This is a genomic window from Sporosarcina aquimarina (assembly GCF_033253705.1).
Taxonomy (GTDB): Bacteria; Bacillota; Bacilli; order Bacillales_A; family Planococcaceae; genus Sporosarcina; species Sporosarcina aquimarina.
In genome coordinates, this window is record NZ_JAUBDH010000005.1 from 19,775 (window position 1) to 31,877 (window position 12,103).

Here is a 12,103-nt window from a genome sequence, read left to right on the forward strand (position 1 = left end):
ATAATCCTATCAAAGTTTTAGGCCTTGTACAAAAAGGAGAGCTAAAGAAGCTGAGTAAATGGAGGGAAGCGCTATGTGGAAATGGGAAGCAGATGGTCAAGCAAAAGCAGTCATTGTAATTGTACATAACGCCTACGAAGACCATCAGAGATATGCATGGCTCATTCAACAATTACGAGGTTCTGGGTTCGATGTAATTACAGGTGATTTACCAGGGCATGGACCCGAAGAAAAAAGTAAACCGCATGATGAATCTTTTGAATCATATGTTAGTTTTATAAAGAAAATGATGGATGCAGGTTTGAAAGAAAGTGTGCCTGTTTTTGTATTGGCACATGGATTTGGTGCACTTCTAACCATTCGGTTACTTCAGCAGCAGCGACTGGAATGTGCAGGAGTCATCCTGAGTTCCCCTTGGTTATCGCTTGTTCACCATCCGCCAAAGTTTTCATCGATCCTTACTCGTTTGTCCTCCTCCATGAAGATTGATCATGGAATTACGTTTGACATGCTTACAAGGAATTCAGAAGAACGTCCTAAAACACGTATTGCATCTGACGTTATGTCGACTGTAACAGGCGGATGGTTCAAAGAATTGAATGCGTTCATGAAAAGCAGTGTTCAATCAGAACAATCGATTCAAGATGTACCGCTTTTAGTTCATACCGGTGGAGAAGATCGAATTACAGATATCACGATTACAAAGAAGTGGCTGAAGCGTCAAAACTTAACGGAATTCCAATTCAAGGAATGGCGGCAGTTGTACCACGATGTCTACCAAGAGCCGGAGCGAGAAGAGGTTCTAGTCTATACAAAGTCATTTATAGACAATGTGCTGCGTTCACTCGGCTATGTAATCGAAAATTAACAAATGGAGGTGCACTATGGAAGCAGAATCTAAAAAAGAATTTTGGTCATGGGGGAAATCACTAGTCGTTGCGGTCCTTGTAGCGTTTTTAGTTAGACAATTCCTATTTACACCAGTAATCGTTTCTGGTGAATCGATGGAGCCTACTTTCCATGACAACAATCGGGTCGTCATTTCAAAAATTTCATCACTAGATCATTTTGATAAAATTGTTTTCCATGCTCCGAATGCAAAAGAGGATTTCATAAAACGGGTTATTGGGCTGCCAGGTGATACGATCCGAATGGAAAATGACGTACTTACCATCAATGGAAAAGAATATCCTGAAAAGTATTTGGACTCAAACAAAGAAGCTTTGCCAGAAGGACAAAATTTAACGCAGGACTTTGAAGTTATTGTTCCTGAAGGGCAGTTGTTTGTAATGGGAGACAACCGTACAAACAGTATGGATAGTCGGATCTTTGGAAGTATTGAAGAGGACTCTGTCGTAGGTAAAGTGAAGTTCAGATTTTATCCGTTTACTGAAATGGGTAATCCGAAGTAACCGACTGGTGAAAACTACCTGTGTAATTATTGACACTGAATGACATACTATCCTTAAACGCGTGACAAAGGGAGTGAATGTAGTGTCTACAAACGAGTCAGGTAATGAGCACAGAACGAAACAAGCAAAAGAAAGCACGAGTGGTGTAGAGTACACAGACGAACAGCGAAAAACGAATGAAGTCGCTTCAACTGCTTATACGGGCAGTGCAAAAAAGAAAATCGATCTACAAAATGACCGTCTCGAAACAGGCGGATTTTAACGACAGTAATCCAAAACGATCCAACCTCTGCTGAAAATATGCAGAGGTTTTTTATGTCGTTCTTTACTTATTTTTGTACTTTTTGTGATAAGTTTAAAGGACGTAATCTTAAGGAGATTTGATGTAGATGGAAGATTTTTTTGAACGGAAAAAAAGACAACTGAATATCCGATTGAATGATGTGCAAAAACAGGCAGTTCTCGCAGTAGATGGCCCGCTGTTGCTTCTGGCATGTCCAGGTTCAGGCAAAACAACGACGATTATTATGCGAATCGGTTACCTCATTGAAGAGTTAAATGTTCAGCCAAAACGCATAAAGGCCATTACTTTTAGTAAAGCGTCTGCGAACGATATGAAAAAGCGGTTCCGAACGTTATTTCCGGATTTACCAGCAGCTGATTTTTCCACAATTCATAGTCTGGCATTTACCATTTCAAAAAAATGGCTGTCAAAACAAGGGCGGAAATTCACTTTGTTGGAAGGGTATCTTAAACAAAATGCATTAAAAGCTGCATGTAAATTCGTATTGAATGAAAACGCTACAGAAGACCAGCTAAATTCACTCTCTACGCATATTAGTCTCCTCAAGAACCAAATGATTCCGTCAGAAAACTGGACAGAAAAAGGAGAACCATTTGAACGGGCAGCAAAAATTGCCCGACGATATGAAACGATGAAAGAAGACACTGCCGACATGACGTTGCTCGACTTTGATGATCTTTTGTTAACAGCTGAAGAAGCGATGCGAAGTGACGAAGAGCTCGGTATGGAGTTTCAATTGAAATACGATTATATTTTGACTGACGAGAGCCAGGATACTTCCCTTGTACAGCATAAAATTGTGGAACACTTGACGGCTATGCATGGAAACCTTTGTGTAGTGGCGGACGATGATCAGTCCATATATGCGTGGAGGGGGGCAGATCCTGATTATTTGATGGATTTCAAATTGGTGTATCCAGAAGCAAAGTTGTTGAATATGGAACAAAACTATCGTTCATCTAAAGAAATCGTCTCGACTTCTGCAACTTTCATCCAACGGAATACAAAACGCTGGGAGAAGAATATGCATACTGAAAACGGCTCAAAAGGTGCCATTCAGTTAAAACGATTCGATACAGCGAAACGTCAATTAGACTATGTGACCTATGAACTTCTGGCGGAAAAGGACTTAAGCGAAGTTGCAATATTATTCAGGAACAATTCGTCATCCACCCCATTTGTCAACGAGCTGCACAGGCGGGGGATACCGTTTTATATGAAAGATGCAGATGATAAATTCTTTTCTCACTGGGTTGTTGAAGACATATTGAACTTCATGAGGTTAAGTTTTAATGTGGAACGAAAAGATATTTTTGCGAAAATCGCCGGTAAGATGAATCTGTTTGTATCACGATCACAATTGCAGCAATTTGAAAATAGTACAATCAAAGGAAATGTGTTTGAAGCATTTCCGCAAATGACCGATTTAAAGGACAGTCAAGTCCGTAAAATTGAAGCATACGGGGAAGTGTATAACAAGATTTCTGATATGCGACCTGCACAAATTATTCGGATCATCCGTTATGAATTGGGATATGAGGAAAGCTTAGTCAGTATGGCTAGTAAGTTCGGTTACCGCGCAGATAGTTTAAAGGGAATTTTAGATACACTTGAAGGTATTGCAGAACAGACACGAACGATGGTTGAGTTTGCAGAGCAATTGAAAACACTGGAACAAGCAGTCCAAGAGGCGAAGCAAGAGCCAAGTGATCAATCGGTTACACTATCTACCTTCCACAGTGCGAAGGGATTGGAATTCAAGCGGGTGTTCATGATTGACTTGCTCAAAGGCGTTATTCCTTCTGAAGAGGATATATTGGATCGAGCAGCATTAGAAGAAGCCCGACGCTTATTTTATGTCGGGATGACACGGGCTAAAGAACGGCTGGAGCTACTGTCCTATTCAATGGAGGATGGCAAACCAAAAGAAGATTCAAAGTTTGTCAATGAGGTCAGGGGAATCCTGTTGCCAAAACCAAAAAAGTCTATATCCCCAAATGCAAGTAAAGCTGTTCGAGCACCTAAATCTATTCCCATTAATCCGCATGGCATATCAGATCGTAATTTGTTAGCGAAGGGAGCGCTAGTCAAACATCGGGTATTTGGCAAAGGTCAGATTTTAGAAGTAAGTGATGAATCGATTGAAATTCGATTTACCTCAGCTACTAAACGATTAGCTTTGCAGCCTGTGCTTGAGAAAAGAATGCTGGAAGAGGCAGAACTATGAAAACAATCTTAGCAGTAGGTGCAGCAGGAGCTGTCGGTGCCGTTGTGCGTACACTAATCGGATTTGTCCTTCCAGCAACAAATGGCTTTCCAACTGGCACGTTCATCGTAAACATATCGGGTACGTTCATTCTCTGCTTCTTAGTTGAACGGACGCTGCATTTGACGTTAGTGAATAAGACTGCCTATGATGCGATAACTGTAGGTTTTTTAGGGGCATTTACAACGTTTTCCGCGTTTAGTTATGAAACTTTTACATTGTTTGAATCGAATCTTGCAATGGCAATTGTCTATGTTCTTTCAAGCATTGTTCTAGGGTTATTCGCCGGTGCATTCGGTTTTCGACTTGGCGGAAGGGGGAGAACCGAGTGACAGTACTAAACTTAGCGGCAGTCGCGATCGGCGGATTTTTTGGTGCGATTATCAGATACCAATTATCAAAGAAGCTGAATACGTCAAAAAATATTCCGTATGGCACGGCTCTAGTCAATCTGCTGGGCTGCCTTCTGGTAGGTTTTGTGTTCGGATTGCAGTTATCGACTGGGCTGACGTTTTTGCTAGTATCAGGACTTGCCGGTGCATTGACGACATTTTCAACTTGGTTGAAAGAAATACTGGGTATGTCAAAAGTTCACGAAATAGGCAAAGCCTTTCTCTATCTGACAGCATCTATTGTTCTCGGTTTCGCATTTGTTTACATCGGGTTTACAGGAGGTTCTTTTTTTCTAGGTTAACAGTTTAGGAAACGGCTGTTCGGGAATAGATTTGAGACTGATATTCTCGAATGGAGGCGGAGAAACTTGCAAAACGAACACGAAGATCAGAACAAAAAACACCGACAACTTGAAACGTTTAGAACGGATGACAAAAACAAGTCACTTACAACGAACCAAGGCCTGAAAGTTTCAGAAGATGAGCATTCGTTAAAAGCAGGAGAGCGCGGACCAACACTTATGGAAGATTTTCATTTCCGTGAAAAAATGACGCATTTTGACCACGAACGAATTCCAGAGCGGGTAGTCCACGCTCGCGGTTATGCGGCGCATGGTGAATTTGAGCTGTATGAATCGATGAGTGAGTATACGAAAGCTGACTTTTTACAAACGCCAGGAAAGAAAACACCCGTATTTACACGCTTCTCGACAGTTGCAGGCAGCAAAGGTTCCGCTGAAACCGTACGGGACGTTCGCGGTTTTGCGGTGAAGTTTTACACGGATGAAGGGAACTATGATTTAGTAGGAAACAACATGCCAGTATTCTTCATACAAGATGCTATAAAATTCCCGGATTTAGTGCATGCAGTTAAACCGGAACCTCATAACGAAATGCCGCAAGCAGCGTCAGCACACGATACATTTTGGGATTTTGTTGCAAACAACCAAGAATCTGCACATATGATCATGTGGCACATGTCAGATCGCGCAATACCACGCAGTTTCCGGATGATGGAAGGATTCGGCGTCCATACTTTCCGTTTCGTAAATGCAGAAGGGAAGTCCCACTTTGTTAAATTTCACTGGAAACCAAAATTAGGTGTTCATTCACTCGTTTGGGATGAAGCGCAGAAAATCAACGGGAAAGACCCTGATTTCCACAGAAGAGACTTATGGGAAGCGATTGAAGATGGTGATTATGTCGAATGGGAACTGGGCGTTCAGCTAATCGAAGAATCCCAAGAATTCGACTTTGACTTCGATATTTTAGACCCGACTAAAATTTGGCCGGAAGAAGATATTCCGGTTAAAATCATTGGGAAGATGACTTTAAATCGTAATGTCGATAATGTATTTGCAGAAACAGAACAGGTTGCATTCCATCCAGGACATGTTGTCCCAGGAATCGATTTCTCAAATGATCCTTTATTGCAAGGGAGATTGTTCTCTTATACCGATACGCAGCTGATTCGTCTTGGCGGACCGAACTTCCATGAGCTCCCTATCAACCGTCCAGTCTGTCCATTCCACAATAATCAGCGGGATGGATACAGCCGACAGACGATTAATACAGGGCAAGTAGCTTATCATAAAAATTCAATGGCGGACAATACACCGTCTACTTCTACTGAAGAAGAGGGCGGATATGTCCACCATCATGAAAAAGTGGAAGGCCGCAAAGTCGCTGCACGCAGTGACTCATTCAAGGATCATTTCTCTCAAGCGAAATTGTTCTGGAATAGTATGTCCGTAGTCGAGAAGAAGCATATTGTAGACGCATTCAGTTTTGAAGTAGGCAAAGTCAAAAACAAAGATGTCCGTCAGCAGGTGGTCGATATGTTTGGAAATGTCGACAACGGATTAGCATCTGCAGTTGCACATGCGGTAGGAGTACACGCACCGAACGGCAGTGAAGAAAGTACTGTTACAAAAGAGTCACCGGCGTTAAGTATGGAGAACAAAGCAAAATTGCCAGATACACGAAAAGTGGCAGTTCTCGTAGGCGACAAATTCGATGATGAAGAAGTTGAGACTACTGTGAAAACATGCCTGGATGCCGGCATGAATGTCGATATACTTAGTGAAAAATACGGCACGTTAACAGGACAGAACGGTCTTGAAGTAGAAGTGGACGAAACTTTCCTGACTATGCATGCTGTACTATATGATTCTATTGTAGTAGCAGGCGGAGAAGCTGAAAACCCGCAAAAATTCAAGATGGATACGATTGATTTCCTGAACGAAGCATATAAACACTTCAAACCCATTGGCATCCTTTCAAAAGGGCAGCCTTTTGCAGATGCATCCATTGTGGAAATGACGGACGGTGTTCTTTCCTATTCTGATGAAGACTTCACAAACCAATTTGTGAAAGCAGTGGCCGAACACCGTCACTGGAATCGATAAAAACGAAGCAGCTGTCCTTATGGCAGCTGCTTTTCTTTCGTTCGATAACCTGCTAAACTTGTAAGGATAACGTAATGAGTGAGGAATGAAAAAAATGGCACACAGAACAAAGAAATCTGGTAAAACTAAAGGCAGTTTGTCTGCAATTCTAGTAGCGATCCTACTTGCGGGCGCTTACTATTTTCTATTTGATGAACAAGATACTACACCAACACGAGATGGCCTGATCCCCGTTGAGTTAGTGAAAACAATTGACGGAGATACGATAAAAATCATGTATGAAGGCAAAGAAACAAACGTCCGATACTTACTCATTGATACGCCTGAGACGAATCATCCAAGACTTGGGAAACAGCCATTCGGTGAGGAAGCGAAGCGCAGAAACCAAGAGCTCATGAACAGCGGAAAGCTGGAAATCGAATTTGATATTGGTCAGAAATATGACAAATATGACCGCCTACTCGCTTATATTTACATAGATGGAGAAAGTGTGCAGGAAAAGTTACTGTCAGAAGGTCTCGCCCGTGTTGCCTATGTCTATCCGCCGAATACTCGACACGTGGATGAATACGAAAAAATCCAAAACGAAGCGAAGAAAAAAGGGATTGGCATATGGACATTGGAGGATTACGCAACTGACCGAGGTTTTGACAGTGATACCTATCCGATAAAAGGAAATTCAACTTCAAAACCTAGCACCAAAAACCCAACTAAACAGCCAAGCGAAAAATTTGCGAACTGCACAGAGCTGCGCAAAGTCTATCCGAATGGCGTGAAAAAAGGTCATGCTGCGTATAGTGAACAAATGGATGGAGACAAAGACGGAGTCGCTTGCGAGCCTAGGTAATGGCAAGCGATGACTTGACAATCTTAAATGACATGGTAAGATTTCAATAATCATTCGAACTAAAAGTAAATAAACATTCATAGAGTTGATGAAGTAGTAGACGAAGTATGCAGCATACAGAGACTGGATAGATGGTGAAAGTCCAGGCACTTCGTACATGAATTACGTCAACTGGAACCTTTGAATCCAATGAAGTGGATGAGCATACCTAGGCTTGTCAACATGGGTGGTACCGCGGAGAACTCCTTCGTCCCTGTTTTAGGGGATGACTGGAGTTTTTTTGTATGTACAAGCCAAGGGGGAAGAAACCATGTTTCACATTCAGCCATTGATACAGCCAACATTTAAAGAATCTGCTTCATTAATATTTTTGATCATTTTAATGATCAGTGTCAGCATTATCGGATTCGGAGCTGTTCCACACTTACCCATTCTAGCAGCGATATTAGTGCTTCTAGGATATGGATTGCTCAAAAAAATACCTTATCGAAAATTACAAGATGGAATGACGGAAGGTTCAGGAGCAGGTATGGCTGCGGTATTCTTGTTTTTCTTCATCGGTATGCTGATAAGCAGCTGGATGATGAGTGGAACGATTCCAAGCCTTATCAATGCTGGATTTCAACTGATCACACCCTCCTATTTTTATGCGATAGCTTTTACCGTAACCGCAATAATCGGAATCTCAATCGGAAGTTCGTTGACAACCGTAGCAACAGTGGGAGTTGCGTTACTGAGTATGTCGGGTGTTCTCGGACTGTCACCTGCAATTGCTGCTGGTGCTATCGTTTCAGGTGCATTCTTTGGCGATAAAATGTCCCCTTTATCCGATACAACCAACCTTGCTTCTTCACTTGTCGGAGTGGACTTATTCGCTCATATCCGAAATATGATGTGGACAACGATTCCAGCGTTCATCCTTTCATTCGGGATTTTCGCAATATTGTCGCCTGCCGCAGGAGAAGCAAAATTGGATACAATCCGTTCATTCCGAGAGGCGTTGGCTGAAACGGGACTCGTCCATTGGATTTCGTTTTTGCCTCTCGCCGTCCTCATTGTTTTCACTCTGATGAAAGTTCCAGCCCTGTTAACACTGGCTGCGAGCACAGCGTCAGCAGTTGCAATTGGATGTATGCTTCATGCCTACAGCGTCGAACAAGTATTAGCGATACTTTTTGAAGGGTTCACATCAGAAACAGGCGTAGAAGCAGTTGACAGTTTACTTAGCCGCGGTGGAATTAGCAGTATGTTTTTCACGATCACTCTTGTCATTCTTGCCCTCAGTATGGGTGGTCTTCTATTTAAACTAGGAATTGTCCAAACGCTGCTCGCAAAGGTCGAGCAGTCGCTGCGATCGGCTGGTTCAGTTATCGGTGCCTCAGCATTGACTGCGATTAGTATCAACGTTCTTATCGGTGAACAGTATTTATCCATCTTGCTGACGGGTCAAGCATTCCAAGGCCAGTTCAAAAAGCTTGGGCTTGCTAGTAAAAACTTGAGCCGGGTAATGGAAGATGCCGGTACGGTCGTCAATCCGCTTGTGCCATGGAGCGTGTGCGGTATTTTCATTGCGGATGTATTAGGTGTTCCAACTGTTGAGTACTTTGGCTTTGCGTTCTTCTGTCTGTTCTCACCTATTTTAACAGTCGCTTTCAGTATGTTCGGGAAAACATTGACGTATGAAAAACCTTCAAGTGATTCAAATTAATTAGAAATGAAAAAGCAGTGACCCTATTATCGGTCACTGCTTTTTTCATTCCAATGAAAATTTCTCTTTGTAATTGGTCGCATCTTTCAATGCCCGCTCTTCCTGGGGGATGCGGACGGACATCATCCATGCATTTAACAAAGTGAAAAGGATTGCTGTGAAATAAGCTCCAAAAATCATCGGCAATACGAGGATTTCCATTGCAACAATGAAATAGTTCGGGTGGCGGATAAACTTATATGGACCTTTCATTACAACATCGGCACCGGGAAGAATGATGATTTTAGTGTTCCAATACTTTCCGAGAGAAGCCAGACACCAAACTCTTAGGACTTGTGTGAGTAAAAAGAGTGTCAGCAGAATACCCCATATTGGAGAAAGACCGGGCTTTCGAATTACAACTTCAAGCAGTAAGGAAACAAAAAATGCGGTGTGAAGTAAAACGATGGCAGGGTAATGCCGGGCACCGACTTCGTATGCACCTTGAGCTAACATGCGTTTCTCGTTATTTTTCGCAATGATTAATTCTGCAAGCCGCTGAAGGATTACAACCGATAAGACAATCCAGAAGAACAATAGATCCACCTCATTCCCATTTCAACAACTGAAGTTCACCACAAAAACCTGGTCCGAGAGCTGCTAGTACACCATACTCCCCTTTAGAAGGTCCAGCTTCCATAAACTCTTTTAATACATAGAGGACAGTGGGAGATGACATGTTTCCATTCATTCTCAACACATTCCTTGATATCTCTGTCATGGAATTATCGAAATTGAGAGCTGTTTCATAGGCTTCTAACACTTTTTTACCACCTGGATGAGCAACAAAGTGAGAGATGTCTTTGTCTGTCAGGTCATGAGAGGCTAAAAACTTATGAACGAAGGGACCAAGCCAATCGCTAATGATGACAGGTATACTTTTTGAAAAAACGACATACAACCCGCTGTTTTTTACATCCCAGCCCATAACATCTTCAGAGTCAGGCATTAGCTTGGATGTTGTTGCAACAATGGAAGGGCGGACTTGTTTTGTTCGTAAATGAGATTGGTCACCCGCGACGAGTGCACAAGCTGCGCCGTCAGAAAACAAAGAGACACCGACTAGGTTACTTTTAGAGTAATCATCCTTCTGGAAAGTTAGACTGCACAGTTCGATTGCCAGGACGAGTACATTCGCGTCCGGGTAGGCCATACAGAATTCGTTTGCACGGCTCAATCCTGAAGCACCTCCCGCACAGCCAAGTCCCCAGAGCGGAATCCGTTTTACATCATCTCGAAAGGGTAGATTATTCATAATACGTGCATCTATACTCGGAGTCGCAATTCCTGTACTGGAAACAAAAATAATGGCATCAATGTCTTGATAGTCCACTTTCTGTTCCAGCATATCGGATTCCAGACACGACGTAACTGCCGCTGTTCCGTAGTCAATTGCATGGGATATGTACAACTCATTACGTTCTTCAAAATCGTGGGCTTGACCATACCATTCAAGTGGCATGCAGACGTTTCGCTGTTCAATGTCTCCATTTTGAAACACGGTTAATAACCGTTCAATATCTTTAAATCGTCCACTGAAAACGGAACGTGATAATTCAACGGCCTCTTCTTGTTTTATAAGATTGGGCGGCAGATGGGTACTGACGGATAAAATCTGGGGCATGTATGAACCTCCTATTGTCTTTACTATGATAATTTCCTAATTTCATGCAATTCAAACTGAATTAAACACTAAATAGGTAAATTAATCTGAAGTCTTGTACACTATAGAGAACAAGGAATCGTGCACATTTGAAAAAATCTGTAGAAAAACGATTCCACTATACAAAATGAGAAGGGATAGATGGTTATGAAGATGATCGAGACACCTAGTAAATTAAGCAGTAAAGCGAAATCGGTTGAACAAGTTTGTGCGATTCCAAATGCCAAAGTATTGAATATCCAATTACGCGCAGGAGAAGAAGTGGCTGAGCATGACTCGGACAAAGAAGTGCTGATCATCGTTAGAAAAGGTAAAGTCCGGTTTACGGTTGAAGGTACTCCGGTTACTGTTTCAGAGGAGAATATCCTGCACATGGCCCCTTACGAAAAACATAGTCTATTCGCAGAGACCGATGTGGATATCTGTGTCATGCAAATTAAACCATAACGCAATCATAGTATGTTTGCTTTTGGTGTAATATGTTGCTTATCAAACGGGATTACTTAGTCTTCATGTGAGATTAGTTTGGTAAGACTACTTTGAAACGCTTCGTTTTGTTCAGCGGAGCGTTTTTTAGGACCTTTCAATCGTCCTCCCGCTTGACGTACTTTTTGGGCGAAGTGACGTGAGAAAAGTAACTGATCAATGTTAGCATCGGTATACCACCGTCCGTTTTGGTCAATTGGACGTCCGCCTTTAGCGAGGGCCATGGCAGCAAGTCCATAATCTTGTGTCACAACAATATCTTTGGCTTGAATTCGGTTCACAAGGACAAAGTCAACAGCATCCGCACCTTTTGATACAACAATTGTTTCAGCGCCTTCCCGAATCATCTCATGAGCGGTATCGCATATGAGCAAACAAGGAATTTGATTGGCCTTTGCAGTGCTGATCGTGATATCCACAACAGGACATCCGTCTGCATCGACTAATATTTTCATGTATTTTTCACCCCATTTATGTAAGCGTATCACAGCAGACTTATTAAAATCATTTTTTCAGTCTCTTTCATGTTTTTTAATCAGTCTGCTGGGGAATACTTGTTAAAAAGCATGTAATTTTAG

13 protein-coding genes are annotated in these 12,103 nt (G+C 42.2%); 10 read left to right on the forward strand and 3 right to left on the reverse strand.

Features of this window, described 5'->3' with window-relative positions; all coding sequences use genetic code 11:
• The first annotated feature begins 73 nt into the window (after positions 1–73).
• The 9 genes from QT716_RS09200 (at position 74) to nhaC (ending at position 9,337) form a co-directional block, all read left to right on the forward strand.
• Positions 74–868: an alpha/beta hydrolase gene (locus QT716_RS09200; RefSeq protein WP_317935747.1), complete on the forward strand. Its 795-nt coding sequence runs from the start codon at positions 74–76 to the stop codon at positions 866–868.
• A 16-nt stretch (positions 869–884) separates the two neighbouring features.
• Positions 885–1,412 carry a signal peptidase I gene (gene lepB / locus QT716_RS09205; protein WP_317935748.1) on the forward strand — a complete coding sequence of 176 codons (528 nt, stop codon included), beginning with the start codon at positions 885–887 and terminating at the stop codon, positions 1,410–1,412.
• 82 nt (positions 1,413–1,494) lie between these two features.
• The gene (locus QT716_RS09210) at positions 1,495–1,674 is read left to right on the forward strand and encodes a hypothetical protein (RefSeq protein ID WP_317935749.1); all 180 of its coding nucleotides are present in this window, start codon (positions 1,495–1,497) and stop codon (positions 1,672–1,674) included.
• Between the two features lie 127 nt (positions 1,675–1,801).
• Complete coding sequence (locus tag QT716_RS09215) at positions 1,802–3,943, forward strand: ATP-dependent helicase (RefSeq protein ID WP_317935750.1); 2,142 nt, start codon at positions 1,802–1,804, stop codon at positions 3,941–3,943.
• Positions 3,940–4,314: a fluoride efflux transporter FluC gene (locus tag QT716_RS09220; protein WP_317935751.1), complete on the forward strand. Its 375-nt coding sequence runs from the start codon at positions 3,940–3,942 to the stop codon at positions 4,312–4,314. Before QT716_RS09215 ends, QT716_RS09220 begins: the two co-directional genes overlap by 4 nt.
• A complete protein-coding gene (locus tag QT716_RS09225; protein ID WP_317935752.1) occupies positions 4,311–4,676 on the forward strand; it encodes a fluoride efflux transporter FluC in 366 nt (121 codons plus the stop codon). Before QT716_RS09220 ends, QT716_RS09225 begins: the two co-directional genes overlap by 4 nt.
• Positions 4,677–4,742: 66 nt before the next feature.
• Complete coding sequence (locus QT716_RS09230; RefSeq protein ID WP_317935753.1) at positions 4,743–6,782, forward strand: catalase; 2,040 nt, start codon at positions 4,743–4,745, stop codon at positions 6,780–6,782.
• Positions 6,783–6,876: 94 nt separating this feature from the next.
• Positions 6,877–7,629, forward strand: coding sequence for a thermonuclease family protein (locus QT716_RS09235; protein WP_317935754.1), 753 nt, complete (start codon positions 6,877–6,879; stop codon positions 7,627–7,629).
• 310 nt (positions 7,630–7,939) lie between these two features.
• Positions 7,940–9,337 (forward strand): Na+/H+ antiporter NhaC, encoded by a 1,398-nt coding sequence (gene nhaC, locus QT716_RS09240; RefSeq protein WP_317935755.1) that lies wholly within the window; start codon positions 7,940–7,942, stop codon positions 9,335–9,337.
• 45 nt (positions 9,338–9,382) lie between these two features.
• On the opposite strand, the gene QT716_RS09245 is transcribed toward nhaC, so the two are convergent.
• Positions 9,383–9,913 carry an isoprenylcysteine carboxyl methyltransferase family protein gene (locus QT716_RS09245; protein WP_317936016.1) on the reverse strand — a complete coding sequence of 177 codons (531 nt, stop codon included), beginning with the start codon at positions 9,911–9,913 and terminating at the stop codon, positions 9,383–9,385.
• Between the two features lie 10 nt (positions 9,914–9,923).
• The gene (locus QT716_RS09250) at positions 9,924–11,000 is read right to left on the reverse strand and encodes a type III polyketide synthase (protein ID WP_317935756.1); all 1,077 of its coding nucleotides are present in this window, start codon (positions 10,998–11,000) and stop codon (positions 9,924–9,926) included.
• Positions 11,001–11,180: 180 nt separating this feature from the next.
• Between QT716_RS09250 and QT716_RS09255 the strand changes: the two genes are divergently transcribed.
• Positions 11,181–11,486: an AraC family ligand binding domain-containing protein gene (locus QT716_RS09255; protein WP_317935757.1), complete on the forward strand. Its 306-nt coding sequence runs from the start codon at positions 11,181–11,183 to the stop codon at positions 11,484–11,486.
• A gap of 56 nt (positions 11,487–11,542) precedes the next feature.
• Here the strand turns inward: QT716_RS09255 and QT716_RS09260 are convergent, their stop codons facing one another.
• Positions 11,543–11,980 (reverse strand): YaiI/YqxD family protein, encoded by a 438-nt coding sequence (locus QT716_RS09260; RefSeq protein ID WP_317935758.1) that lies wholly within the window; start codon positions 11,978–11,980, stop codon positions 11,543–11,545.
• Positions 11,981–12,103 lie beyond the last annotated feature (123 nt).